The 25,807-nt window shown below is 50.2% G+C and carries 22 protein-coding genes; 17 read left to right on the top strand and 5 right to left on the bottom strand.

The window, feature by feature from the left end; translation table 11 throughout:
- The first annotated feature begins 12 nt into the window (after window positions 1–12).
- The 9 genes from BN3910_RS04835 to BN3910_RS04795 all read left to right on the top strand — a co-directional run bounded on the left by BN3910_RS04835 (window position 13) and on the right by BN3910_RS04795 (window position 10,902).
- Entirely contained in the window at window positions 13–1,317 is a 1,305-nt protein-coding gene (locus BN3910_RS04835; RefSeq protein WP_066924895.1) for a 2-hydroxyacyl-CoA dehydratase subunit D, read from the top strand.
- Window position 1,318: 1 nt separating this feature from the next.
- Window positions 1,319–2,476 carry a (R)-2-hydroxyglutaryl-CoA dehydratase subunit beta gene (gene hgdB / locus BN3910_RS04830; RefSeq protein WP_066924893.1) on the top strand — a complete coding sequence of 386 codons (1,158 nt, stop codon included), beginning with the start codon at window positions 1,319–1,321 and terminating at the stop codon, window positions 2,474–2,476.
- 42 nt (window positions 2,477–2,518) lie between these two features.
- Window positions 2,519–3,298, top strand: a complete 780-nt coding sequence (locus tag BN3910_RS04825) for an acyl-CoA dehydratase activase (RefSeq protein WP_269454182.1) — start codon at window positions 2,519–2,521, stop codon at window positions 3,296–3,298.
- A gap of 82 nt (window positions 3,299–3,380) precedes the next feature.
- Window positions 3,381–3,821 (top strand): biotin/lipoyl-containing protein, encoded by a 441-nt coding sequence (locus BN3910_RS04820; protein ID WP_066924891.1) that lies wholly within the window; start codon window positions 3,381–3,383, stop codon window positions 3,819–3,821.
- Window positions 3,822–3,846: 25 nt separating this feature from the next.
- Window positions 3,847–4,950 carry a sodium ion-translocating decarboxylase subunit beta gene (locus tag BN3910_RS04815; protein WP_231862195.1) on the top strand — a complete coding sequence of 368 codons (1,104 nt, stop codon included), beginning with the start codon at window positions 3,847–3,849 and terminating at the stop codon, window positions 4,948–4,950.
- Between the two features lie 265 nt (window positions 4,951–5,215).
- A complete protein-coding gene (locus tag BN3910_RS04810; RefSeq protein ID WP_066924887.1) occupies window positions 5,216–6,250 on the top strand; it encodes a TAXI family TRAP transporter solute-binding subunit in 1,035 nt (344 codons plus the stop codon).
- A gap of 3 nt (window positions 6,251–6,253) precedes the next feature.
- A complete protein-coding gene (locus tag BN3910_RS04805) occupies window positions 6,254–6,745 on the top strand; it encodes a DUF1850 domain-containing protein (RefSeq protein WP_066924885.1) in 492 nt (163 codons plus the stop codon).
- 107 nt (window positions 6,746–6,852) lie between these two features.
- On the top strand, window positions 6,853–8,817 hold the full coding sequence (locus BN3910_RS04800; protein WP_066926204.1) for a TRAP transporter permease: 1,965 nt from the start codon (window positions 6,853–6,855) through the stop codon (window positions 8,815–8,817).
- A 303-nt stretch (window positions 8,818–9,120) separates the two neighbouring features.
- Complete coding sequence (locus BN3910_RS04795; RefSeq protein WP_066924883.1) at window positions 9,121–10,902, top strand: Na/Pi cotransporter family protein; 1,782 nt, start codon at window positions 9,121–9,123, stop codon at window positions 10,900–10,902.
- Between the two features lie 126 nt (window positions 10,903–11,028).
- On the opposite strand, the gene BN3910_RS04790 is transcribed toward BN3910_RS04795, so the two are convergent.
- A complete protein-coding gene (locus BN3910_RS04790) occupies window positions 11,029–12,534 on the bottom strand; it encodes a 4Fe-4S dicluster domain-containing protein (RefSeq protein WP_066924881.1) in 1,506 nt (501 codons plus the stop codon).
- Window positions 12,531–12,806, bottom strand: a complete 276-nt coding sequence (locus tag BN3910_RS04785) for an NAD(P)H-dependent oxidoreductase subunit E (RefSeq protein ID WP_066924879.1) — start codon at window positions 12,804–12,806, stop codon at window positions 12,531–12,533. Before BN3910_RS04785 ends, BN3910_RS04790 begins: the two co-directional genes overlap by 4 nt.
- Window positions 12,807–13,126: 320 nt before the next feature.
- Here BN3910_RS04785 and BN3910_RS04780 point away from each other — a divergent pair, with 320 nt between their 5' ends.
- The 6 genes from BN3910_RS04780 to BN3910_RS04755 all read left to right on the top strand — a co-directional run bounded on the left by BN3910_RS04780 (window position 13,127) and on the right by BN3910_RS04755 (window position 20,648).
- Entirely contained in the window at window positions 13,127–14,227 is a 1,101-nt protein-coding gene (locus BN3910_RS04780) for an ABC transporter substrate-binding protein (RefSeq protein WP_075967992.1), read from the top strand.
- A complete protein-coding gene (locus BN3910_RS04775) occupies window positions 14,228–15,688 on the top strand; it encodes an ATP-binding cassette domain-containing protein (RefSeq protein WP_082790311.1) in 1,461 nt (486 codons plus the stop codon). It abuts the gene before it with no gap.
- Between the two features lie 45 nt (window positions 15,689–15,733).
- Window positions 15,734–17,566, top strand: coding sequence for a glutamine--fructose-6-phosphate transaminase (isomerizing) (gene glmS / locus BN3910_RS04770; protein ID WP_066924873.1), 1,833 nt, complete (start codon window positions 15,734–15,736; stop codon window positions 17,564–17,566).
- Window positions 17,567–17,666: 100 nt separating this feature from the next.
- Window positions 17,667–18,401 carry an SEL1-like repeat protein gene (locus BN3910_RS04765; RefSeq protein ID WP_066924871.1) on the top strand — a complete coding sequence of 245 codons (735 nt, stop codon included), beginning with the start codon at window positions 17,667–17,669 and terminating at the stop codon, window positions 18,399–18,401.
- Window positions 18,402–18,619: 218 nt separating this feature from the next.
- On the top strand, window positions 18,620–19,903 hold the full coding sequence (locus tag BN3910_RS04760) for an ATP-binding protein (RefSeq protein ID WP_066924869.1): 1,284 nt from the start codon (window positions 18,620–18,622) through the stop codon (window positions 19,901–19,903).
- Window positions 19,904–19,991: 88 nt separating this feature from the next.
- A complete protein-coding gene (locus BN3910_RS04755; RefSeq protein ID WP_066924866.1) occupies window positions 19,992–20,648 on the top strand; it encodes a hypothetical protein in 657 nt (218 codons plus the stop codon).
- 59 nt (window positions 20,649–20,707) lie between these two features.
- Here BN3910_RS04755 and BN3910_RS04750 read toward each other — a convergent pair whose 3' ends face one another.
- Window positions 20,708–21,886, bottom strand: coding sequence for an AI-2E family transporter (locus BN3910_RS04750; RefSeq protein ID WP_066924864.1), 1,179 nt, complete (start codon window positions 21,884–21,886; stop codon window positions 20,708–20,710).
- A 133-nt stretch (window positions 21,887–22,019) separates the two neighbouring features.
- Between BN3910_RS04750 and BN3910_RS04745 the strand changes: the two genes are divergently transcribed.
- Together BN3910_RS04745 and BN3910_RS04740 are read left to right on the top strand one after the other, a co-directional pair.
- Window positions 22,020–22,934, top strand: coding sequence for a nucleotidyltransferase family protein (locus BN3910_RS04745; protein WP_066924862.1), 915 nt, complete (start codon window positions 22,020–22,022; stop codon window positions 22,932–22,934).
- A gap of 117 nt (window positions 22,935–23,051) precedes the next feature.
- Window positions 23,052–24,245: an acetate kinase gene (locus BN3910_RS04740; RefSeq protein ID WP_066926201.1), complete on the top strand. Its 1,194-nt coding sequence runs from the start codon at window positions 23,052–23,054 to the stop codon at window positions 24,243–24,245.
- A gap of 65 nt (window positions 24,246–24,310) precedes the next feature.
- Here BN3910_RS04740 and BN3910_RS04735 read toward each other — a convergent pair whose 3' ends face one another.
- Together BN3910_RS04735 and BN3910_RS04730 are read right to left on the bottom strand one after the other, a co-directional pair.
- Window positions 24,311–24,976: an HAD family hydrolase gene (locus tag BN3910_RS04735; protein ID WP_066924860.1), complete on the bottom strand. Its 666-nt coding sequence runs from the start codon at window positions 24,974–24,976 to the stop codon at window positions 24,311–24,313.
- A gap of 12 nt (window positions 24,977–24,988) precedes the next feature.
- On the bottom strand, window positions 24,989–25,762 hold the full coding sequence (locus tag BN3910_RS04730) for an MBL fold metallo-hydrolase (RefSeq protein WP_148417326.1): 774 nt from the start codon (window positions 25,760–25,762) through the stop codon (window positions 24,989–24,991).
- Window positions 25,763–25,807: the final 45 nt, after the last annotated feature.

Below are 25,807 nucleotides of genomic sequence, written 5' to 3'. Positions count from 1 at the left end.
AAGGAGATTACAGTGACGGAACAAAAAGACACGGTACAGGATAAAGCCGTAACGGAGGCACCGAAGACGGACGCTGCTCCGGCTGCACCGAAGAAGAAAAAAGAGGTATTGCCCGGCGTTAAAATGTTGCAGGACATCGTAACGAACGTCTATCAGGCGGCGTGGGACGCGAAAAAAGCGGGCCGCCCGGTAGGTTGGTCTTCTTCGAAGTTTCCGTGCGAATTAGCTGAAGTTTTCGATTTGGCAGTCGTGTATCCCGAAAACCAGGCAGCGGGCATTGCCGCACGCCATGACGGTGAGCGTATGTGCCAGGAAGCCGAAAACATGGGCTTTGACAACGATATTTGCGGTTATGCGCGCATCAGCTTGGCGTACTCCGCCGGCGTTGAGACGACCAATGAGAGTCGTCGCGTACCGGAGCCGGATTTTGTGCTTTGCTGCAACAATATCTGCAACTGCATGACCAAATGGTATGAGAATATTGCGCGCATGCACAATATTCCACTGATCATGATCGATATTCCGTACCGTAACGAAGTCGGCGTTTCTCAGGACAACATCGACTACATCAAAGCACAGTTCCAGGATGCCATTAAGCAGCTGGAAAAAATCTCGGGCAAAAAGTTTGACGAGAAGAAATTTGAGGAAGTTTGCGCCAATGCCAACCGTACCTCTCAGGCATGGCTGAAAGTCTGCGATTTCCAGAAATATGTGCCATCGCCGATGTCCGGATTCGACCTGTTCAATCATATGGCGGACATCGTCACCGCACGCGGCAAAAAAGCTACGGCGGAAGCGTTTAATCAACTCGCGGTTGACCTGGAACGCTATCGCCAGGAAGGAAAGTCCACGGCACCGTTTGAGGAACAGTATCGCATTCTCTTTGAAGGCATTCCGTGCTGGCCGGCATTGCGTGACCTCTTTAAGCCGTTAAAGAAGGATGGATTAAACGTCACCGCCGTTGTTTACGCACCGGCATTCGGTTTCGTCTATGATGATTTGGACAGCATGTGTGCTGCGTACTGCAAAGCGCCGAACAGCGTTTGCCTTGAGGAAGGCGTTGAGTGGCGTGCCAAACTTTGCCGCGATAATAAGGTGGATGGCGCGCTTGTGCATTACAACCGCAGTTGCAAACCGTGGTCGGGCTATATGCCGGAAATGCAGCGCCGTTGGACGGAGCAGCTGGGCATTCCTTGCGTCGCTTTTGACGGTGACCAGGCGGATCCGCGCAACTTTAACGCCGCGCAATATGAAACCCGTGTTCAGGGCTTGGTGGAAGCCATGGCCGATCGTCGTGCGAAGATGAAGGAGGACTAAGATGAGCATGCAACAACAGTTTGAAGCGTTTGCCAAGGTCGCCAATCATCCCGACGAGCAGCTCAAGGCCTATAAAGCGCAGGGGAAAAAGGCAATCGGCGTTATGCCGTACTATGCACCGGAAGAACTGGTCTTTGCGGCCGGTATGGTTCCCATGGGCATGTGGGGAACGAATAAGAAGAATATCAAAGAAGCGAAAGAATATTGCGCTTCCTTCTATTGCTCACTGGCTCAGTTGGATTTGGAAATGCTGCTTGACGGCACGTTGGATGATTTAGATGGCGTCATCATGACGACCCTCTGCGATACGCTGCGTCCGATGAGCCAGAATATTCGTGTTTCGATGGCAAAACTTGGCAAAATGCCGACCATTTTCCTGGCGCATCCGCAAAATCGCCGTCCGGAATACGGCATCCAATACACCATTTCTCAGTACCTCAACGTCAAAGAACAGTTAGAAGAAATCGCCGGTGGAAAGATCACCGATGAAGCGCTCAAGAATGCGATTAAGGTATACAACCAAAGTCGTGCCGAGCGTCGTCGCTTTGTCAAATTGGCAGGGGAACATCCCGAAGCCGTTTCCGCGGTCAACCGCAGTGCGGCCTTGAAAGCTTCCTATTTTATGCTGAAGGATGAATACACCGAAGCGTTGAAAGCGCTGAATGATGAGTTGGAAGCGTTGCCGAAATCCGATTGGAAGGGCGTACGCGTTGTAACGTCCGGCATTATTTGTGACAACCCCGATCTGCTGCAAATTTTAGATGACAACCAAATCGCGATCGCTATGGACGATGTGGCACATGAAAGCCGCAGCTTCCGCACGGATGCTCCCGAAGAAGGGGATCCGATGCGCGCTTTGGCACAGCAGTTTGCGGATTTGGACTATTCGGTTCTTCTTTACGATGAAGCCTCGGCGGAAAATCGCCGCGCTGAACATGTCGCCGATCTGGTTCGTGAGTATCATGCGCAAGGCGTTGTGGTCTTTATGCAGAACTTCTGCGATCCGGAAGAGATGGAATATCCGTCGCTCCGTCAGGAGTTGGACAAACAGAATATTCGTCATATTCGCCTTGGTATCGACCATCAGATGCGCGACTTCGGTCAGGCCAAGACTGCGTTACAGGCCTTTGCCGACGTAATTGCAGATGAAATGGCGTAAACCTTTACTTGAGGAATAGGCAAAAAACAGTAAGGAGATACCGTGACCTATACAATGGGAATTGATATCGGTTCTTCGGCCTGTAAAGCGGTTATCTTAAAGGATGCCGACGAAATTGTCGGCACCTTTAAGGTGGCGGTAGGTACAGGCACGTCAGGACCGGATCGCGCGTTTGAAGGCGTTTTGAATGCCGCAAATCTTTCGGCCGATCAGCTCGATTATATTTTAGCGACCGGATATGGGCGCAATACGTTTTCGCGTGCGGATGCGCAGATGAGCGAGCTGAGTTGTCATGCCAAGGGGGCATACTATCTGTTTCCGGATGTGCGCACCGTCATTGACATCGGTGGCCAGGACGTCAAGGTGATTCAGATTGATAATGGCGCCATGGTGAATTTTCAAATGAACGACAAATGTGCCGCCGGCACCGGACGATTTTTGGATGTCATGGCCGGTATCTTGGAGGTGGATGTGTCGGATTTGGCGGGCTTGGCCGAGAAATCCACAAAACGCATTGCGATCAGCTCCACCTGTACGGTTTTTGCCGAATCCGAGGTGATCAGTCAGCTGGCAACTGGTGAAAAGAAAGAAGATATTGTCAACGGTATTCACTATGCCATCACCGCCCGTGTCGTCGGGTTGGCACGCCGTGTCGGGATTCGTGACCGCGTCGTCATGACCGGCGGTGTTGCACAGAACGAAGGGGTCGTAAAAGCCCTGCAGGATCAGTTGGAGCACGAGGTATTCACTTCTCCGCTGTCTCAATATGTGGGTGCATTGGGTGCTGCGCTTTACGCGCATTCAAAGGCAAAGCGAAAATAGCTGCTGGACGATTTTTGCTTTTTGATGGATAATACCTTATAGGTACTACGGACTTATTCAGGTACTATGGAAGGAGAAATTTATGCAGAAAACATATCATGTCACCGTCGAGGGGAAGACCTACGAAGTGACGCTGGAAGAAGTTGGCGCCGCCGGAAGTCCGGTTTATCGTGCACCGCAGGCGTTTGCTCCGGTTGCTCCGGTTGCCCCTGTAGCGCCCGCTGCTCCGGCCGCACCGCAGACACCGAAGCCGGCACCCGCTGCAGAAGCGAAGCCGGTCGAAGAGAAGAAACCGCACGTTGCCGGCGATGGCGAAGATCAGGAAGCTCCGCTGCAGGGCAACATTTGGAAGATCGTTGCCAATGAAGGTGACGAGGTTGCCGCAGGTGATACCGTGATCATCCTCGAAGCGATGAAGATGGAAAATGAAATTGTCGCACCGCGTGACGGTGTGATTGGCACCATTTATGTCACGGAGGGACAAACCGTTGACACCGGTGAGGCGCTCTACTCGTTGAAGTAAAGTAAGGAGATCTTCTATGATCGATATGCTTGTATCTTTTTTCAACAGCAGCGGGTTTATGGCGCTTGACTTTGGCTCGATCGTCATGATCGGTATTGCATGCCTATTTCTCTATTTGGCAATTGCCAAGGGCTATGAACCATATCTTCTCATTCCTATTTCGTTCGGTATGTTGCTGGCGAACCTGCCGCTGGCCGGATTGATGGATCAGGGAGGACTGTTGAATCTCCTTTATGAAGGTGTTCATTTAGGTATTTATCCACCGCTTATTTTCTTGGGTGTCGGTGCTTCAACGGATTTTTCTCCGTTGATTGCGAACCCCAAGAGTTTACTTTTGGGCGCTGCGGCACAGCTGGGTATTTTCTTCGCTTTTACCGGCGCGATCCTGTTGGGCTTTAATCCACAGGAAGCGGGTTCTATCGGCATCATCGGCGGTGCGGATGGACCGACCGCATTGTACCTGACCAGCCGCATGGCTCCTCATCTGTTGGGCGCGATTGCGATTGCCGCCTATTCTTATATGGCGCTCGTTCCGGTCATTCAGCCGCCAATTATGAAGGCGCTGACGACGAAAGAAGAGCGTCGTATCAAGATGACGACGCTTCGTCCGGTTTCCAAACGAGAGAAAATTCTCTTTCCGATTATCGTAACGATTGTCGTTACGCTCATCGTTCCCGCCGCGGGGCCGCTGATCGGTATGCTGATGCTTGGCAACCTGTTCAAGGAAGTCGGCGTCGTACCACATTTGGTCACGGCTGCTAAAGATACCATCATGTACACCGTTACGATTCTCTTAGGTACGACGGTCGGTGCGACCGCACGCGCGGAAAACTTTCTCACACCGCAGACGCTGGGTATTTTAGCTATGGGCCTTGTAGCCTTTGCTATCGGTACGGCCGGCGGCGTGCTTTTCGGCAAGATCATGTGTAAACTTTCGGGTGGAAAGATTAACCCGTTGATCGGCGCTGCGGGCGTATCCGCTGTTCCGATGGCTGCACGTGTCGTTCAAAAGGTGGGGCAGAAAGAAGATCCCTCGAATTTCCTTCTCATGCACGCCATGGGACCGAACGTGGCCGGCGTTATCGGATCGGCGGTTGCAGCAGGCTTACTGCTGAATATGTTCGGCTAAACGAATGTGCCATTGTTTACGATGAACTCCGTTTTTTCGACCACGTAATGTTCGCGAAATGTGGGCAGCCCTATCCGGGGTTGCGCATAAGAGAAAACGATATCATTCTTAGTTACGAGTAAGGACTACTATACAAAAAACAGTTCCTGCGGTACAGCTCAGCCGCTATTGGGAAAACTGTTGATCGGAAATGAATAAAGGAGTAGAAGAGGACCGAGTCCTCAGCAGCTGTCTATTGTTTAGACAGTATTGAAAGGAGACCCTAATGAAAAAGACACTCAGTATCTTACTTACTTTAGCCCTGGCGATTTCGTTGACTGCTTGCGGCGGCGGAGATAAACCGGCAGAATCCAAACCGGCAGAATCCGCAGGTACGGAATCCTCAATGGAGGAATCGAAGGCGGCACCGACTGGTGAAGCAGTCAACTGGAACTTTGCTACCGGCGGATCCACGGGTACGTACTATGCCTACGGCGGCGTCATTGCCAACGTGTTCAGCGAAAAAGTCCCGAACGTCAAATTGACCGTTCAGTCAACCGGCGCATCCAAAGCGAACATCTTCTCGTTGGATGACAACGAAGCCCAAATCGGCTTTGTGCAAAACGACGTTATGGATTATGCGATGAAGGGCGAGAGCCTCTTCAAAGAAGACGGCGCAATCACGAGCTTTTCGGCTGTTGCTGCGTTGTATCCGGAAACCTGCCAGATCGTCGGTGCCAAGGGCTTGACCTCGGTTGCGGACCTCAAAGGAAAGAATGTCTCTGTCGGTGATGCCGGATCGGGCGTTGAGTTCAACGCAACGCAGATCCTCGCTGCGTACGGCATTGACATCAATAAAGACATCACGAAGCATAACCTGTCCTTCGGTGACTCCGCGGAAGCCTTAAAAGACGGCAAAATTGATGCTTTCTTCTGCGTTGCCGGTGCTCCGACGACTGCCATTACCGAGTTAGCCACCACGAATGACATTTCCATTCTGTCCGTAGACCAAGAACATGCTGATCAGCTGAAGAAAGACTTCCCGTTCTATTCGGACATCTCCATTCCGGCAAACACCTACAAAGGTGTTGACGCAGATGTGCAGACGGTTGCCGTTAAAGCGACCATCATCTGCCGCAATGATCTTCCGGAAGATGCTGTTTACAACCTGGTCAAGGGTATTTTCGACAACAAAGATATGATTGGCGAATCCCATGCGAAGGGCAAATTGCTGGATCCGAACTATGCCGTTGAAGCCATCTCTGTACCGTTCCATCCGGGCGCTGAGAAATACTTCAAAGAAATTGGCGTCATGAAATAATCGATGACTTCACGCCATAAAAATGTTTTTTGGGCGGCGGTTCTCGCGTTTGTCGTTGCCGTCGCCTTCCTTCTCGTCGGGTATTTCGCTTCCGCAGGACATGAGCTGGTCCTGCGGAGCGGAAAGACGGGCAAGGTCTTTGCCCGGTATCCGATAGCGGAAGGAGATACCTTTACCGTAACCTTTATTCATTCGGTCAATCAAAAGCCATACAGCGATATGTACCGCATTGAAGACGACATGATTTATGCCGAAGAGACGCGCTTTGCGGAATTCGGCGCCGGAGTGGAAACGGAATTGAATGAGGGAGAAACGCTCTCCACCGGAGAAAACGGGGAGATCGTCATCTCCAACATCCACACGCCAATGAAACACCTGTCCTATATCGTCGGAACGGTTTCCGATCACATCCTCACTGTGGGAGGGAAAGAGGTCAGTCTACGCGACTTATGCGGACGAAATGCGACAGTTGTTTTTACTTATGAAAAGAAATAGAGCTCGAATCACCATACTTGGAAAAGGCGGATTTGTTTCGCCAGCAGAAGGAAAACGTTATTCCTTTAACCCATTGTCTTACGGACAACAAGAAAGGAGAAACGGCAATGACAGACGATATCAAAAAAACGCCTGACCAGACGCCGGAAGTAGAAGATACCGGCACCGGAACAATGGCGGATGTCGAAGAGATCATGAAAAAATATGATCGTGAATCCAACACCCGTATCTGGACCGGTACGCCGGGAATGATTATTAAATTTACCATGGCGGCTTTTGCCCTTTTCATGATCTGGCTGAATTTGTTTGCCAACTGGGATGAACGCATTCGCCGTTGTTTATTTCTCGGTACCATCATCGTATTTGCCTTTGTAATGTATCCGATGCGCAAAGGGGATACTTCGCGTGTCAACCATATGCCTTTTTATGACATTATTTTGATGCTTTTGGGCGCGGGCAGTTTCTTTTATTACATCATTAACTTTAAGGCGATCATTGACCAGGCGACCCGTATCCACCAGACCGAAATCATTCTGGGTATCATCGGCATTATTATTTTAGCGGAAGCCTGCCGACGCGTTGTCGGCTTGCCGATTCTCTTTGTTGCCGGCTTCTTTATCATTTACTCATTTGCGCAGGGTAAGGCGCTGCGCGTGATTGTGTACAACCTCTTTTATACCACGACAGGCGTCATCGGCACCCCGATCGGTGTCTGCTCGACCTACATTGTGCTCTTCATTATATTTGGTGCTTTCCTTGAAGGTACGGGCATATCTGACTTCTTTATTCAGGTTGCGAACTCAATAGCCGGCGCTTCGAAAGGCGGTCCGGCAAAAGTTGCGGTTATTTCTTCCGCCCTTTGCGGTATGGTTTCCGGTTCATCCGTTGCCAATACCGTGACCACCGGATCGGTTACGATCCCGCTGATGAAGAAAACCGGCTATCGTAGTGAATTTGCCGGTGCGGTGGAGGCGTCCGCTTCTACCGGTGGACAGATTATGCCGCCGATCATGGGCGCAGCAGCGTTTCTAATGTCGGAAATGGTTGGCGTTCCGTATGCGGATATTGCGGTTAAGGCGATTCTTCCGGCTTTCCTGTATTTTCTTGGCATCTTTATTGCCGTCCATCTGGAAGCGCTTCGCACCGGCCTGAAGGGGCTCAAGAAAGAAGACCTTCCGAAATTCGGGAAATTGGTACTGAGACAAGGGTATCTGCTGTTGCCGCTGGTTGTCCTCGTTTGGATGGTCATGAACGGCTTTACAATGGCGCGCTCGGCGGTTATCGCTACGCTCGTCGCTATTGTAGTCAGCATGTTCCGCAAAGAAACACGCCTGACGCCGATGGGCTTCGTTAATGTTTTGGAAAATGGAACGAAAAACACCATCTCTGTTGCCATCGCCTGCGGTGTTGCAGGAATCATCGCCGGTGTCGTCACCATGACCGGCCTCGGACAGGTGCTGATTTCCGCTATTGTCGGTCTGGCTAACGGAAAGCTGATCATCGCATTGTTACTCACCATGGTGACCTGCATTGTCCTCGGCATGGGTGTTCCGACGACAGCGAACTATATCATCATGGCGACGACTTGTGCCCCGATTCTGGTTTCCGGCATGGGCGTCAATGCGATTGCTGCAAATATGTTCGTCTTCTACTTCGGTATCATCGCCGATATTACTCCGCCGGTTGCGCTTGCCGCATATGCCGGAAGTGCGATTGCCCGTTCCAACCCGATGAAGACTGCTTTTACGGCCACTCGTCTGGCGATTGCGGCATTTATCGTGCCGTACATCTTTGTCATGAGTCCTGCGCTGCTCTTTATTGATACAACACTGCCGGAGATCATTCTGATCGTGTTGACTTCGATTGTCGGTCTCTTTGGCGTATCGGCCGGGCTTGCCGGATTTATCTACACCAAGATGGCCATTTGGCAGCGCATCCTCTCCGTCATTGGTGGCCTGTTGCTGATTTACCCGGGGCTTGTGACGGATATCGCCGGTGTCGGCCTGGTTGGTGTTGTGCTCGCGTTGCAGTATCTTGGCGGGAAGAAAAACAAGGCACAAGCGATAGCATAAAGTGGGTTGTTTCTAACAGATAGACATTTCTATCTTCTTAACAAGTGAAATTCAATGAAACAATCACCTTGAACGAAGCAAAAAGCAGAACCGTCGGCAAGCCCGCGGTTCTGCTTTATTTTAACCGGAAAAAAAGTAGAGTACAGCAGGGAATATCCCAATATTTCGCTTGAATGCGTTAAATTTCAGAGAACTTTTTATTCACTTCATGTACAATGATTAGGTGGGCTTGACCGAGAAGCGGCCGCCCGATTCAATGAATCCAAAACAGCCGAGAGGAATCACGAGAGGAACGACGGGACCATGACGCTATTTGATTACTTAGAATTGTTGGGCGGATTGAGCATGCTGCTCTTCGGCATGTCGATATTAGGCGACGGATTGAACGTTGTTTCCGGCGGAAAAATGGAGAGTCTGTTGGAACGGCTGGTGTCCAACAAGCTCAAAGGCGTGCTGCTCGGTGCAGGCGTAACCGCCGTCATCCAGTCTTCTTCGGCGACAACCGTCATGGTGGTGGCGTTAGTCAACTCCGGGGTGCTTAAATTAAAGCAGGCTGTTTCCATCATCATGGGCGCGAATATCGGAACGACCATTACCGCGTGGATTCTTAGTTTGAGTGGTTTGCGTGGCGACAGTTTTCTCATTCAAATGCTTAAACCCAGCTCCTTTTCTCCCATTCTTGCCATGATTGGCATCATTATTCTGTTTACGGCGAAAAACGAAACGAAAAAAGCAAAATCCGGCGTGTTTCTTGGCTTTGCTGTATTGATGTTCGGTATGGAGACCATGATGCGCGCCATGGAGCCTTTGCAAAGCTCCGCTGCCTTCTTTGAAGTGGTTGCGCTCTTCTCCAATCCGATTTTAGGATTACTTTTGGGTATTGGGATTACTGCGCTGATTCAGTCTTCCTCCGCCTTTACGGGAATTTTACAGGCCCTTTCTTCCACCGGTGCGATTACCTTCGGTACGGCGATTCCCGTTATCATGGGGCAGAACATCGGTACATGTATTACTGCGCTTCTTTCCAGTATCGGTGCGGAGGTGAACGCGAAGCGAGCGGCGATCATTCACTTGATTTTCAACGTGATTGGTACGGCATTGTTTCTCTGCGTATTCTATTTGGGCAATGCGTTTTTGCACTATACATTTTTGAATGACACGGTGAATGCGGTAAATATTGCTATTATTCATACGACATTTAACATTGCGACAACGGTGATGCTCTATCCCTTTGCGGACCATTTGGTGAAGCTGTCGAAAAAGCTCATTGTGGACAAAAAAGCGCCGGTGGAAGTGGATGCCATCGATCAGGATCTGCGCCTTCTCGAGCCGCGTCTGTTGGACCGCCCGGACTTTGCGGTGCAGCAAGCCTATACCGTTTTGTGTCAGATGATGAAGCTGACGGCTCAGGAATTTGAAGAGACCGCCTTATTGATTGAGCAGTATACCCCGGAGCGACACGAAAAAATAGAGTGGATGGAACGTCAGGTCGATCGCTATGAAGATGCTTTACAGGATTACAGTGTAAAAATCTCAAAGGCTTCGCTGTCCGATAGCGATGCGCACAAGCTGACGGCCCTGATGTATTCGCTTAACGATATTGAGCGCGTGAGCGATTATGGCATCAACCTTGCGGATCAAGTGCTGAAAAGCGTCGAATCGCCGCAGAAGTTTTCCTTGTTGGCGAAGCGGGAGTTAAAGGTCTATACCGAAGCGGTGAAAGAGATCGTACAGAACAGCTATGTTGCGCTGGAAAGCCTCTCCTATGAGAAAGCGATTCAAATTGAGCCATTAGAAGAATACATTGATGAGATCAACCAGACGTTGTCCCATCGTCACATTGATCGTTTGCAAAATGGGGAATGCAGCGCAATCAACGGCCCGATCATCATCGAAATGTTTAACAGTTTAGAACGTATTGCCGATCACTGTTCCAACATCGGCATCAGCGTCATTCAGTACACGACACAGAAGTATCTGGCGCATGAGTATCAGTCACACATCGACAAGACGAGCGATGCGTTCCGTGCTACTTTTGAATTCTATCGCACCAAGTATCAGTTACCGGCCGCTTCGGCGCAGTAGGACAACGTGTAATGCAAAAAACCTTCCCTTAGACCGACTTCTTCAAAGTGGAACACAGCGGTTCCACTTTGTCGATAGTAGCCGGTGTAAAGGAAGGCTTTTTTCTGCGCAAGAGAAAAGCGGTGATTAGACCGGTTTATCTTCCTGCGGAATATTGGTATTGTCCCAAGGGGATGCAAAGGGGGACTCGGCCGAAAATTGCGCATTTGCTTTTCGTGCACGATGTCGTGGAGTGATGACACCGGGACCGCCGATACAGCCGGCTTCGCAGGCCATTCCTTCCAGCAACATACCGTTCTTTCGGCCGGCTTTGGCCATGCGCATGAGCATCACGCAATCCGCCAATCCTTCCACCGCTTCCACTTCAATTTCGCGGTTCGGATCGATTTCTTTGGCGCGCGCAACCACTGCTTTGGCGACACCGCCACCAACGGCATAACCGCGTCCGGTTTTCGACGCATCGTGAAACGATTCTTCCGTTTCAATGGAGGAAGGCTCAATTTCTTTGGCGACAAACATACCCATGAGCTCTTCAAATGTGATGACAAAATCGACCTGATCATGCACAGCCGGTTGCAGGCCTTCCAATTTTTTGGACAGGCAGGGCCCGATAAATACGACTTTACAGCCGGGATGCGCTTTTTTAATCTGTTCCGCAGTATACATCATTGGCGTGGAACTCTCGGAAATCAGCGAATCCAGTTCCGGAAAATTCTTGCGCACCATGAGTTTCCAGGAATAGCAGCAACTGGTCCCCATAAAAGGCTGTTCATTCGGCACGCTGTGTAAAAATTCTTTCGCTTCATTCATCGTCGTTAAATCGGCACCGAGACCGACTTCCACTACATCGGCGAAACCGAGTTGTCGAATGGCCTCCCGCAGCTGTGCAGGACTGGTGAGCGAACCGAACTGGCCGGTAAAGGACGGTGCAATGATGCCATAAACAGGAGCATCCTTTTTCATCGCTTTGATGACCTGATAAATCTGCGATTTGTCCGCAATGGCTCCAAACGGGCAGGAGGCAATGCACGCACCGCAGCTGACGCATTTCTCTTCGTCAATTTCTGCGCGACCAAGATAATCCGAGCCGATCGCCTTGACTCCACAGGCTTGTGCGCATGGACGTCCTGTTTCCAGAACGGCGTTATACGGACATTCTTTTATACATTTTTTACATTTGATGCATTTGTCCTGGTCGATAACCATCTTCGTTTTACCGAAGGAAATGGCGTTTTTCGGGCAGGCGTTCTTGCACGGATGCGCCAGACATTTGCGGCAGTTGTCCGTGATCATAATGTGCCGTTCGGGACACGCTTCACAAGCGATTTTGATGACCGAAACAAGCGGGGGATGGTGAACACGCGTTGCCACATCGACTTTTTCAATATCCTGCGTGATGGATTCCGTCACATCCGCGGCGCGGGCATCCAGCCCAAGCGCCATGCGAAGACGTTCGCCATAGACGGCACGCTCGCGGAAGATGTTTTCCCGGAAGTGTGCGACTTCTCCCGGCAATGCCCGGAACGTTTCTTCATACAGGTCATGCAGGTTTTCGTCGTTATAGGCCATGCGGGCAATGCTGGCAAAAGCCATACGACGAAGCCGGATGACATCAACGTAACTGTATTTCATTCTTCCTCCTGTAAACCGTCCAGAATGCGCTCCATCACCTGAGGACTGGTTGCCTTTGTCATTTTTTCCCCATCAATGGTGACGACGGGTGCAATCCGTTTTTCTGAGGTTTTGCACGTGCCGTCGCAGGAGCACAATTCGATTTCAAAATCCGCCCCTTCAGGAACACTGGGGTATTCATATAAACTTTCTTTTAAGTCGGTGACATTGTCCAAGATATTGTCAGCACCGTAAAAGACACAACGCGTGCCGGTACAAATTTTGACTTTCATTGTTCCTCCTCGACTACAGGGGTACGCTCGCCGTCATGCGCCGAGCTGTCAGGGTGAGCCTGCCGAGACGTTTTCCCACAAGAAAAACAAACGACGAATTCGACAGACACGATGCCTTTTATTCTTTGGGAATATGTTATCACAGCCTGTACAAAAGAGATAGACTTGGCGCAGCAAGGACAGAAAAACTGGTACAATAGGGACGAAAAAAACGCCCCTTCTGTAAAGCGGAGGAGCGACCGAAAGAGAAATAAAACGTAGAAAAAGGTGCTACGCGCCATTACGTCTTAGTACGCGTGCGAAGAAAAAGGGAGAGACGAATGAAGAGAGAAAGAAATAGGACGGTGGTAAAGAGCTTTTGTTCTATCCTGTTGCTCTGTGCAAGTATGATGTTGTTCAGCGCCTGTGGCGCACCGAAGCAGCAGGAAACAGAGAAAATAAGTACGGGAGAAGAGCGTTCTTCCATAGAGACGACGGTACAGGAGAGCAGTGAAGCGGATGAATCGCTTACAGGGGAATCTCCGCTTCGTCTTGTCGCCCTGAAAGGCCCGACCTCTATGGGCATGGCCTACGTGTTATCGTCCGGAGATCAAGAACGGCATTCCTACTATTGTCGTGTTTTAGGTTCACCGGAAGAGATTGTGCCGTTGCTGGTGAAAAAGGAAATCGATGTGGCGGCTGTACCGTCCAATCTGGCCGCCGTGCTCTACGCAAAGACAGAAGGCAACATTCAGGTGTTGAATATCAATACGCTCGGCGTGTTGTATCTGGTGGAGCGTGGGGAGCGTGTCCACGCGATAACGGATCTTAAGGGAAAAACCGTGCTTGCTTCAGGCAAAGGAGCGACGCCGGAATATGCTCTGCGCTATCTTCTGGAAGCCAACGGGCTAAACGAGGACGAGGTATCCATTGAATGGAAGAGTGAACATGCCGAAGTGGTTGCTGCATTAGCGGAAAACCCCGATGCCGTGGCGTTGTTGCCGGAACCCTTTGTTTCGTCAGCAGAGGCGAATCTCGCCGACCTTCGTCGTGCGGTAGATTTGACCGAAGCCTGGGATGCTGCACAAAACGAAAGCGATGCGCCTTCTGCGCTGGTAATGGGCGTCCTGGTTGCACGGCGTGAAATCGTGAACGAACATCCCGATGCGATCGCTCAACTCCTTGCAGACGTCACGCGATCGGTCGACAAAGTAAAGCAAAATCCGGAAGAAGCGGCGAAAATCATCAGCGAATTGGGCATCGTGCCGGAAGCCGTAGCAAAAAAGGCGATTCCACACGCCAATCTCGTATCCATTACGGGTGTGAAAATGAAGGAAAAATTGGGCGGCTATTTGCGCGTTCTTGCCGAACAGGATGTGAAGGCGATCGGCGGAGCGCTGCCGGCGGACGACTTCTACTTCCTCCCGGAAGGACAGCGGTAAATGCGTGAGCCGATAAAGAGGACAATGGTTTGGGGATTTTGGCTTGTCGTATGGGCGGTTGTTGCCCACGGCATCCACAATCCGCTCATTTTGCCCTCGCCGGGACAAACGCTGGCCGCGTTGGGCTCTTTGGTGGTTGATCCGTCATTTTTTGCGCGGATCGCCACCTCACAGCTGCACGTCTTGGGCGGCTTCCTTCTTGGGTCCGCATTGGGGGTGTTTCTGGGATGGATGGCGGCGATTCACACCGCGCTGTCGCGGCTATTGGCTTTGCCCGTGCAAATGATGCGCGCCATTCCGGTGGCTTCTTTTGTCGTTTTTGCGCTGTTTTTGCTTCCCTCCGCGCATTTATCTCTTTTCATTGTTTTTCTGCTTGTTTTTCCGTTGGTGTACCAGAATACCGTTGAGGGAAGACAGGCGGTGGATGCTTCGCTCGTTGAAATGGCTGATGCGTTTCATGTGCCGTTTTCACGTCGCCTCCGCGGGATCGTATTGCCTTCGATTCTTCCTTTTCTGAGTGCTGCGTTGCGAACTGCTTCCGGGCTTGCCTGGAAGGGCGGTGTAGCGGCCGAAATGATTGCACTTTCCGGACACAGTTTGGGGGAGGCCTTATTCCAATCCAAAATTACGCTGGACATGCCGGCGCTTTTTGCCTGGACGGTGATTATTCTTCTTCTTAGTCTGCTGAATACGACGTTGTTGCTTGCTCTGTGGAACGGCGCGGCATACCGCCTGATGCGCATTCGACCGATTTGTCGGAAACGAGATTTGCAAGATCAACAAGATACTTCGCTTTCCGCACACAACCGAAATTCCTTCGGACAGGAAGAAAAAACACCCCTTGTCCGGTTGCAGAAGGTGTCCGTTTCTTTTTCGCAAAAGCTGGTATTACAGGACGTCTCGGCAACGCTTTTTACGCATGACCGCATACACATCCGCGGTTCGTCCGGCGTCGGGAAAACGACGCTGCTGCGTGTCATGGCGGCAGCAAAGGCTCCGGATGAGGGAAAAGTGGTTTATTCGTCCGGCAGCGTGCCGCGATGCAGTATTCTGTTTCAGGAAAACCGTCTGTTGGAAGGGCATAGTGTGCGAGAAAATCTGCGCTTTGTCGGCCTCGATGAGATGACAATTGAGGAAGGACTTTCGTCGCTTGCCCTTTTAGATGCAGCGGAACAGCCGGTTTCCACGCTTTCCGGCGGAATGAAACGTCGACTGGCACTGCTGCGCGCATTGCTGTCATCGGGGGCTCTGCTGTTGCTGGACGAACCGTTCGTCGGTCTGGATGAAGCGTTGCGCAGAAAGACAGCGGAGGAAATTGTCCGGCGAAGTGACCGGTTTTCCGCTCTCGTCGTCTGTGATCACGTTCTGGGAGGAGATGAGCTGGCAGAGGAGATGCTGGCAATTACCGCAGTATGGCATCTTCACGACGACGGGCATCTATGTGACATTCGTCAAGTATGATAAAATGCAAGCGAAGGTGCAGAGCATCTTTTTCAGGAGGAAACTATGTGTGGCATTGTAGGTTATGTCGGAAAAGCATCCGCCGTCGACGTACTGATGGACGGATTAAAAAAGTTGGAATATCGCGGATATGATTCAGCGGGTGTCGCCATACGCAATGATGCCGGCGCTTTTGATGTGATCAAAGAAAAAGGACGCCTGGTCAATTTGGAAAAGCGTATCGCGGAGGAAAAGCCTTCGGGAACCGAGGGCATCGGCCATACGCGTTGGGCGACGCATGGGGAATCTACGCGCAACAATGCCCATCCGCATTATTCCGCAGACGATCGCGTTGTCGGGGTGCACAACGGCATTATTGAGAATTTCAAAGAAATCAAAAAAGAACTGACCGAGAAGGGTTATACGTTCTATTCCGAAACGGATACCGAGGTCTGCATTAAGCTGATCGATTATTATTATGGCGAAAAAGCCGACCCCTTAGAGGCGTTGAAAGCGGCCAAGGCACACATTCACGGCTCGTATGCGCTGGCTATTTTGTTTCAGGATCGTCCGGGTGAAATTTGGGTCATGCGCAAAAATTCGCCCATGATTTTGGGGGTAAGAGAAGGCGCAAGTTTCTTGGCGTCCGACGTGCCGGCCATTTTGAAACACACTCGTGATGTATATTACATGGAAGATGACCAGATTGCGCGGTTAACACGTGAAGGCATAACCTTTTTTGATGCTGAGGGACATGTCGTTACCGTGCCGAAACAACACATTGATTGGGATGTTGCGGCGGCGGAGAAAGGCGGATATGACCATTTTATGCTCAAAGAAATTCATGAGCAGCCGGTGGTGATCGCCAATGCACTGCGCCATTTTGTGGATCTTAACGGTTGGATCCGCTTTGAAGGCGCAAAGCTGACGCCCGATTTTTACGATTCTTTCAATCGCATCCATATTGTTGCCTGCGGTTCGGCGTATCACGTGGCCTGTGTGTCCAAGTATGTGGTGGAATCGCTCGCCCGTATTCCGGTAGAAACAGATATCGCTTCAGAATTTCGTTATCGTCATCCCATCCTGTCGGATAAAGATTTGGTTATCATCATTTCCCAATCCGGGGAAACCGCCGATTCGCTGGCCGCTTTGCGCGAAGCACAGGCGCTGGGTGCTTCCACATTGGCCATCGTCAATGTGGTCGGCTCCTCGATTGCGCGTGAAGCCGAGCGTGTCATCTATACGGTGGCCGGTCCGGAGATTGCGGTTGCCACGACGAAAGCCTACAGTTGTCAGCTGTTGGTGATGGATTTGTTTGCACTGGATTTGGCCCTGCATCATAAGCGCTTAACCGAAGAAAAGGCACAGGAACTGATCGGCGAATTGAAGACGCTTCCGCGTAAAATGGATGCGATATTGCGTGAAGAAGAATCGTATCGTAAGGCGGCGGAGCGTTTCCTCGATAAGGAGCATATGTTCTTTGTCGGCCGCGGCGTGGATTATGCCGGCTGCTTGGAAGCGAGCCTAAAGCTCAAAGAAGTATCGTATCTGCATTCCGAAGCATATGCCGCAGGAGAATTGAAACACGGTACCATCAGCCTCATTGAAGACGGAACGCCTGTAATCGGTATTGCCACGCAGACCGATCTAATGGAAAAAACGCGATCCAATCTGTTGGAAGTAAAGACGCGCGGCGGAGACGTCACCACCTTGATTATGGAGGGAATGGAAGGCTTTGAGGATGTAGGGCAGGTGATCACCATTCCGGCCATTCATCCACTGTGGGCGAACAGCCTCTCGGTTTTGCCGATGCAGCTTTTAGCGTACTATGAATCCACGCTGCGCGGATTGGATGTGGATAAGCCGCGAAACCTGGCCAAGAGTGTGACGGTCGAATAATCCGTCTATGGGTTTGGCGTAGCTTAACCCCGGTCTCAGTGTGAGTTGAAGTGCAAGGAACAATCATCTCCATGCATTCTCTGAACAAAAGGAGCAAACGTTGATTACCTATACTTTTCCCCAATTGATCCATGATGCCTGTGTGCTCGCTGTGCAACCGGTGCTTTGCCGTGCACTGAGCGGAGCTATCGGGGATGATATGGACGATAAGGAAGCGGAACATTATATTCTTTCCATTCTCAAGGAAGAGCAGGACGCGAAAGACGTGCAGCTTTTGCCGGGGGAAGAAGGTCCGGATCTTTCCGGCCTCGGTTTTCGTGCGCTTTTTTATCTGGTGTTTCGCCAGCCGTATACCGGCCTGGAGCGCGATCCGAGTATCAGCGGAGCGCTGTCCAGTTTAACCAAGCACTATGATATGACAGAAGAGCAGATCGATATGCTTTGGATGACGCAGCATATCTATCAGACGGCATGTGATCAACTGCTGTCAGCGGATCTGCTTTCGCCCGAGGAGAAGGACTTTTCCACGTGGACGGACGAACGTGCGTTTGAAATTATGAAAATGGCCATTTCGCCTTTCGGTGAGGATGTCGACGGCTTTTTTGCTCCGTTGACCACTAATCTTGAGGTGCAGACGGATATGAAACGCGCGGACAACGGTGATCCCAATGCGATGATGGAAGTGGCCTACGATTTGATCGAAGGTCGCGGTGTGGCGACGGATTTCAAGCAGGCTGAGCGTTGGGTGAGGGAAGCGCTGGCGCAACAAACCAACCGTACGGAAGAAGCACAGAAAATGCTGGCGTTTTTGGAACTGCTCAATGAGCGCGAATAAGTAAAGTTGAAAGAGTAGAAGAAAGACCGGAGCGAATCCAAGCTTCGGTCTTTTTCTGTGTCTTAACAAAACGATTGAAAAGTGACCAGTGAAACGACTGAAAAGTGACCAGTGAAAAGACTGAAAAGTGACCAGCGAAACGACTGAAAAGTGACTAGCGAAATGATTGAAAAGTGACCAGTGACGTGATACGCTAATGATGAATAGGGGGTGATTGCGTGCCGCTGACTAAAGAAAACTACATTCCGCGCTTAATCGATAAGAAGATGGAGAAATACTTACGGGTGTTCGGTGCTCTCTGTCTCGAGGGCCCGAAATGGTGCGGGAAAACATGGACCGGCCTACATCATGCACAAAGCGTTACCTTTATGACCGAAAAAAGCCAGCGCAATTTGGCAAAGGTGGATCCAAAATACATTTTTACCGGAAAATTTCCGCAGCTGATTGATGAATGGCAAGTGGTTCCTTCGATTTGGGATGCTGTGCGCCATGAATGCGATAGAGACCATGGAAAAGGAAAATTTATTTTAACCGGTTCGACTACATTGCATACAGATGAGGGGGAAGATGAGGTCTTTCATTCCGGAACCGGAAGAATCGCATCGCTTCGCATGGATCCGATGAGCCTCTATGAGTCAGGAGAATCAACAGGAGAAGCTTCCCTTTCTGAAATGTTGGAAGGACACGTTCAAGAAGGTTATGTACGTAAGGTTGAACTGGATGAATTGGCGCATTACATCGTTCGTGGAGGATGGCCGGAAAATTTAACGGTAGCTAAAGAAGACATCGGAATCATTCCGGAAAGCTATCTTTCTGCTATTCTCGAAACAGACATGCATGAGCGTCAAACGAAAGAGAGAAGTCCGGAGAAGATGCGTATGCTACTTCGTTCCCTTTCGCGAAATGAATCCACCATTGCGGGTATAAATACACTCATCAAAGATATTGAAGAGGTCGAAAATCAGGAAGCACTCATTGAAAGCAGAACGACGCTATCGGATTATTTGGGCGTTTTAGACAGCCTCTTTCTTATCGCAAATCAGGAGGCTTTTTCCGTCAACTATCGTTCCTCTGCAAGAGTCGGGAAAACAGCGAAACGGCACCTGGTTGACCCTTCGTTATGCTGTGCAAGTTTGCACTTAACGGTAGAGAAATTATTGTATGATCATGAAACCTTCGGCTTGCTTTTTGAAGCATTGGTGGAAAGAGACTTGCGAATCTATGCCCAATATCTGGACGGGCGGTTGTATCATTTTCGGGATAATATCTCCGGCGATGAAGTGGATGCAATTATTGAATTTAAAGACGGTCGCTATTCTGCATTTGAAATTAAGCTTAGCGATGGCAGCGTTCAGGAAGCAATAGAAAGCCTTTGTCGCTTTCAAGAGAATGTCAAGAAAAAGCCGGCGTATCTATGTGTGCTTGTCGGTCATGGCGAAGCGGTAATCAAGGATCCCAAGACGGGGATTTATGTTGTACCGATTACTTCCTTACGGCCATAACAAAACAAGAGAGGGAGATAGCAATCTTTGGGGAGTGTCGTTCAGACCAAGCAAGAGGAAGAATTTTTGAAGAGAGGGGGCAAGAGGAATGAGGAATGAAAAAAAACTTCCAATACATTATCTTTTTCTCATCGTCATTGTTGTTCTTGTCGGTGTTTTTCTCGCAAAAGGAATGTTATCGAAAACCGAAAAACGTCAGAATGAAGACAACACATCGCAGGCGATTGCTTCTGCGGAAGCAAAGTCCGAGGAGACATCCGAAGAAGTGGTGATGTCGTCCTCTTCCGTGCCTAAACAGCAAGAGTCGGAACAAATGATGACGTTGTCAGCAAGAGCGGTTCTCTCCGCAATCAACCTCTTGGAGGTGCATTATGATGAAGAAGGAAAAAATTTCCTAGTCAAAGTGGAGATTGTCCCTAAGCCCGAAATGCTCAATATGATCGCAAAAAAACAGGTAAATGGCACGCTGAAATGTAAAGTGGACGGCACGATCAACACGGAAGGCGGACCGCAAGTTCGCCTCGTCGCAAAAGAAGAAAATATGGAAGTCACGTTCTATGGGAACAGAACGTATGAGATTGCGTTGGAAAACCCAACCGCACCGTTTCCTGTAGATGAGCTCTTTTTGATTAATATCAGTTTTTATTTTAAACAAGACTTGGTTCAGCCAATCGCAGATTCCTACACTTTTGTGACATCTTTGATATGCCAGCCGGATGATCCTCTATTGTTTAAAGATTTATAATCAAGCAAAGAGCATAAACAAAGCACTCGACGTATTCTCGCCGGGTGCTTTGTTTTATTTTACTTTCGCTCCAGATTCAACCGTTTTTCCGCAATGCGTCGATCGGTGTAGTCCATTAAAAGCGTATGCACGGTAGAGACCAATGGGACAAAGAGGAACATACCGACAAAGCCGAAACTGGCTGCACCCACGAGAACAGCGAGAAGCACAAGGATGCCCGGAAGGCCGGTTTGCTGGCCAACGACACGCGGATAGATGATGTTGCCCTCAAGCTGTTGCAAACAAATGAGAAAGACGAGATAGGTCGCCGCGTGCAGGGGCGAAATGGTCAGCAACGTGAAGGCGCCGAGAAGGCCGGACAAGAAGGCGCCAACGAGCGGAATCAGTGCGCCCATCATCACCATAAGCGAGACCATCAGCGAATATTCCATGCCCAGAAGGTTCATGCCCACATAGTTCATCGTGCCCAGCAGGATGGCCTCAAGGAACTGCCCCGTAAAGAAATTATAAAAACTGTCGAATGCCGTATAGGAGACGTACATAACGGTATCGGCGTGACGTTCACTGAGGAAGGTATAGATGATGCGCTTCGCGGCGCGACTTAACTTTTCCTTGCTGAGTAGGGCATAGATGGAAAAAATGAAAGAGATCAGAGCCGACATGGTAATATTCAGCACGGATCCGAGTTGCGTAAGGATATTCTGTGCAAACTGTGAAATCAACGCCTGCAGATCCACACCCTTAAAATACGTGTTGATGAACTCTTGAAGCGTAAGATTATTTACATTGTTGATCACCTGATTGATGGCGTCATTGATGCTCTCTTTCAGCGAACCGAGCCAATCGGCATGCTGAACGAAGGAGCGCGCAGCACGCAACACATCCGGGATGGCGTGAATAAAAAGTTGCATCGATGTAATGACGTTCGGAATGATGACGGCGAAGGTGAGAAAGACAAATGCAAAAATAATGGCATATGCAATGAGCATGGAAAGCACACGCGTGATCATCGGTCCGAGAGGAAGACGGCCGATGAGCGATTCAATGCGCCGCATAGGAATGTTCACGATAAAGGCAATGGACAGACCGATGAGGAAAGGCTGAATCATGCCAAGAAAGGTTAAAAACATATTCCAAAGCACGGGCAAATTGAAAAACAGGAACGCAATAGCGATAGCAAAAGCGGCAATCTGCATTCCGATAATGACGATTTTTTTCTGTTCCGGCGTCAGCTTCATGTCTATTTCCTTTCTGGCTCATTGCTTAATTCTACCATAGCTTCCCGGGTTTCGTCTGCGATAAATTGCCATTTTGTGCTATCATAAAAAGTGAAAAACAACCAAAGGAAAATAGAGCGTAAAAGGGGGGGACATGAAAAACAAACCGATACTGTTGGTGCTTGCTGCCGGCATGGGCTCACGCTACGGTGGTCTGAAGCAGATTGATCCGCTGGGCCCGACGGGCGAAATCATCATTGATTATTCGATTTTTGATGCCGTTGAGGCGGGCTTTGAGCGCTTTATTTTTGTCATCAAAGAAGAAAACCGCGAGGCATTTGATGAAGTTCTGACCAATCATTTGCCGAAAAATCTGGAAATCAATATTGTGTATCAGGATCTTGAGGATGTGCCGGACGGCTTCACTATTCCTGAAGGAAGGGTAAAGCCGTGGGGAACGACGCATGCCATTTGTGCAGCAAAAGACGTCATTGACGCGCCGTTTGCCGTGATCAATGCGGATGACTATTATGGAAAAGAAGCATTCCGGAAAATTTATGCGTTTATGACTTCCGATAAGATCAAAGAGAATCACCATGCCATGGTGGGATTTAAGATCAAGAATACACTCACCGAGCACGGCTCGGTTTCGCGCGGCGTCTGTGAAGTTGAAAACGATAAGCTGGTGCAAATTGTTGAACGCACGAAACTCTTCAAGGAAGGCGACGGCGCGCGCTTTGTCGATGAGAACGGGAACGAGCAACACCTTGATGGTGAGAATGTCGTTTCCATGAACTTCTGGGGATTCCATCCGGCTTTCCTCCCGTTTTTGCAAAATGACCTGGAGCGTTTCTTCCGTGAAGATGTTCCGAAGAATCTGTTGAAATCCGAAGCCCTGTTGCCGACTGCTGTTGGGACGGGACTATCCGAGGGAAAATTGTCCGTTGAGGTCTTAACGACGAATGATACGTGGATGGGCGTGACCTATCATGAGGATAAAGAACCGGCGATGGCCGGCTTTAAAGCGTTAGTGGATCGCGGCGTATATCCGTCCCCGCTTTGGAAGTAACATTTCGCGGCGAAGCGGTTGCAACCGTAAGGGCACGCCTGCGGCATGCTCATTGCGGCGAAAAAAGACGGCGTGCTGCGGCGCACTCGTCGCGGCGGAAAAACAGAGGAGAAGAGAATGAAAATTTTAGTGATCAATTGCGGCAGTTCATCGCTTAAATATCAGCTGTTTAACATGGATAACGAAGAAGTGATGGCGAAGGGACTGGTTGAGCGCATCGGTATTGAAGGCTCCCGTCTGGTGCAGGAAGTGGGTGAAGAGGAATGGATCAACGAGACAGCCATTCCCGACCACAACAAAGCGGTCCATCTTGTTTTTGAGGCCCTCACGGATACGAAACATGGCGTCATCAAGGATATGCAAGAAATTGACGCGGTAGGCCATCGCGTGGTGCATGGCGGGGAAAAATTTACAGAGTCCACTCTGGTGGATGATGATGTGATTGCGGCTATTGAACAGGTAATTCCGTTCAGCCCCTTGCATAATCCGGCGAACTTGCAAGGCATTAAAGCGGCACAGGAAGCGCTTCCCGGGAAGCCGAATGTCGCGGTGTTTGATACCGCATTTCATCAGAGCATGCCGAAGGAAAATTATATGTATGCGCTTCCGTATGAACTCTACACCGATCACGGGATTCGCCGTTATGGATTTCATGGAACCAGCCATTATTTTGTGACGCTTCGGGCTTCCGAACTGTTGAATATTCCCGTAGATGAGCTCAATATCATCTCTTGCCATCTGGGCAACGGTTCTTCGGTTACGGCGGTCAAAAACGGCAAGAGCTACATCACCTCAATGGGGCAGACGCCGCTTGCCGGCGTACCGATGGGAACGCGTTGCGGCGACATCGACCCCGCCATTGTGACCTTCATGCAGACCCGCCTGGGCAAGTCGGCGGAGGAAGTGGATGCGATCATGAACAAGCAATCCGGTGTGGCCGGTGTATCGGGCGTTTCCAGCGACTTCCGTGACCTGGAGAACGCTTCAGCAGAAGGCAATGAACGCGCACAGCTGGCGTTGGATATGTTCCATGCGCGAGTGCGGGAGACAGTGGCTGGTTATGCGGCTGACCTCGGACGGGTGGATGCGATTACCTTTACCGGAGGTATCGGTGAAAACGGCGCAAACGATCGCGCAGCCATCTGCAAAGGTTTAGAGATTATGGGCGTTAAGCTGGATAAAGAGACAAATAGCCAACGCAAGCCCAAGGAAAAGAAAATTTCCGCCGAGGACTCGGCCATTGCGGTCTGGGTCATCCCGACGAATGAGGAACTGATGATCGCGCGGGACACCATGCGTTTGTCGAAGTAAACACGAACAGAAAAAAGAAGCGACGGACAGCTCCGTCGCTTCTTTTTTATTTCCGGAACAAGTCGCTATTTCACTTCCCGAGCAAAACGCTCCGCCACGGCGGATAGCGGGACATCTTCCAGTGAATCCAGCTTCCACCAGGCTTCGTCAAAGGCATAGCCACTTGTCACGCTACAAGGCACCGCTAAGGCGCGTAGACCGGCGGCAGCAGCGGCACGAACGCCATTCATAGAATCCTCGATGACCAGAGCTTCATGCGGCGTTACGTTTGCTCGTTGCAAGGCCTGAAGATAGAGATCCGGGTCGGGCTTTAAGGCGACGGCGTCGTCCGCCGTGAGGACGAACGCGAAGCGGTCACGAAGGCCTAAGAAATCCAGGCGCGAATGAATCGTTTCGGCTCGATTGGAGGAGACGATGGCGCAACGAATACCGAGGGACTCGGCGTCCGCCAACCAGCGTGCAACGCCGGGCATTAGGGGAAGACGACCGAGTGCTCTCTCTTCGAGCGTATGACAAAAAAGTGTAAATCCCATTTCATCCAGATCGATGTGATATTCCCGTTTGAAATAGTTGACCAATTCCACATGCCATGCGCCTGCAGCGATGGCATATTCCTCCAGTGTTAGGGCATGACCGGTATGCTCGAGGATCCAGTCGCGCATAAGACAATAGACTTCCTTTTCGGTATCGGTGATGACGCCGTCAAAGTCGATGAATAAATAGTTGAGCATGTAAGGTCCTTTCTATGCCTGAATCACGAAGCGTTCACCGGCATGGGTAATCGTCTGAATCAGCGTGCCCGTATCGCTGCGATAGCGTGAATGAAATTCTTCGGTGATTTCGGGATGGTCGCGAAAATGCATGGGAATGAATATCTGCGGATGCAGATGTTTGAGAAAATAGGCTCCGCCAAGCATGGCATTTTCTTCCAGTCGCGGATCCACTACGCCGAAACCGATATCGATAGGATGGACCGTCACTTCCCGAAGAACTCGCAGATAATCGCGTACCTCCCGCTTCTGCTCAGCCTCTGAAAAAGAAGGCCATTTCCAGGCGTTCAAATCGCCGGCATGGAAAAAATTCACTTGATGTAATGTGAACAGGATCGAGAAGCCCTGATCGGTGGAAGGAAAGGTTTGAAAAGACATTCCGCCGAAGTCAAATTGCATATTGGGTTCGACACGGCGCGTGCGTGCAGCATTATAGGCGATTTTTCGTGCGCGGGTTTGCGCCGGGCTGCTGCTCAGTTGAAGAATATTTCCCTGTTCTTCTATTCGCTCCACATCTTCCGAAAGCACATAGAGTGCATCTTCACTTCCGGGGAAAGAGAAAATAGCCGGATTGTAGTGATCTGCATGCGCATGGGTAACTATAAACAAAATCCTTTTGTTCGTCGGCAACACCAGATCACCCTTCCAATAATCAATGACGACGAAGGTATCCTGATAATCGATGGTGAAGCCGCTGTTGTATAAATATTGAATGGTAAGCGTATGGGACATGATCGTTCCTTTCATCGGTGCTTTTTCGATTATACCCTACACGGACAAAAAAGACAGGCG

The organism is Murdochiella massiliensis (assembly GCF_900059565.1).
Lineage (GTDB): Bacteria > Bacillota > Clostridia > Tissierellales > Peptoniphilaceae > Murdochiella > Murdochiella massiliensis.
Note: the sequence above shows the minus strand (reverse complement) of the source record. Positions and strands in the feature narration are given on the sequence as shown.

Excerpts from the sequence above, each read along its gene's own strand:
- hgdB (WP_066924893.1), top strand. The coding sequence starts at position 1,319 with ATGAGCATGCAACAACAGTTTGAAGCGTTTGCCAAGGTCGCCAATCAT.
- BN3910_RS04820 (WP_066924891.1), top strand. The coding sequence starts at position 3,381 with ATGCAGAAAACATATCATGTCACCGTCGAGGGGAAGACCTACGAAGTG.
- BN3910_RS04815 (WP_231862195.1), top strand. The coding sequence starts at position 3,847 with ATGCTTGTATCTTTTTTCAACAGCAGCGGGTTTATGGCGCTTGACTTT.
- BN3910_RS04810 (WP_066924887.1), top strand. The coding sequence starts at position 5,216 with ATGAAAAAGACACTCAGTATCTTACTTACTTTAGCCCTGGCGATTTCG.
- BN3910_RS04805 (WP_066924885.1), top strand. The coding sequence starts at position 6,254 with ATGACTTCACGCCATAAAAATGTTTTTTGGGCGGCGGTTCTCGCGTTT.
- BN3910_RS04800 (WP_066926204.1), top strand. The coding sequence starts at position 6,853 with ATGACAGACGATATCAAAAAAACGCCTGACCAGACGCCGGAAGTAGAA.
- BN3910_RS04795 (WP_066924883.1), top strand. The coding sequence starts at position 9,121 with ATGACGCTATTTGATTACTTAGAATTGTTGGGCGGATTGAGCATGCTG.
- BN3910_RS04790 (WP_066924881.1), bottom strand. The coding sequence starts at position 12,534 with ATGAAATACAGTTACGTTGATGTCATCCGGCTTCGTCGTATGGCTTTT.
- BN3910_RS04785 (WP_066924879.1), bottom strand. The coding sequence starts at position 12,806 with ATGAAAGTCAAAATTTGTACCGGCACGCGTTGTGTCTTTTACGGTGCT.
- BN3910_RS04780 (WP_075967992.1), top strand. The coding sequence starts at position 13,127 with ATGAAGAGAGAAAGAAATAGGACGGTGGTAAAGAGCTTTTGTTCTATC.
- BN3910_RS04775 (WP_082790311.1), top strand. The coding sequence starts at position 14,228 with ATGCGTGAGCCGATAAAGAGGACAATGGTTTGGGGATTTTGGCTTGTC.
- glmS (WP_066924873.1), top strand. The coding sequence starts at position 15,734 with ATGTGTGGCATTGTAGGTTATGTCGGAAAAGCATCCGCCGTCGACGTA.
- BN3910_RS04755 (WP_066924866.1), top strand. The coding sequence starts at position 19,992 with ATGAGGAATGAAAAAAAACTTCCAATACATTATCTTTTTCTCATCGTC.
- BN3910_RS04750 (WP_066924864.1), bottom strand. The coding sequence starts at position 21,886 with ATGAAGCTGACGCCGGAACAGAAAAAAATCGTCATTATCGGAATGCAG.
- BN3910_RS04745 (WP_066924862.1), top strand. The coding sequence starts at position 22,020 with ATGAAAAACAAACCGATACTGTTGGTGCTTGCTGCCGGCATGGGCTCA.
- BN3910_RS04740 (WP_066926201.1), top strand. The coding sequence starts at position 23,052 with ATGAAAATTTTAGTGATCAATTGCGGCAGTTCATCGCTTAAATATCAG.
- BN3910_RS04735 (WP_066924860.1), bottom strand. The coding sequence starts at position 24,976 with ATGCTCAACTATTTATTCATCGACTTTGACGGCGTCATCACCGATACC.
- BN3910_RS04730 (WP_148417326.1), bottom strand. The coding sequence starts at position 25,762 with ATGAAAGGAACGATCATGTCCCATACGCTTACCATTCAATATTTATAC.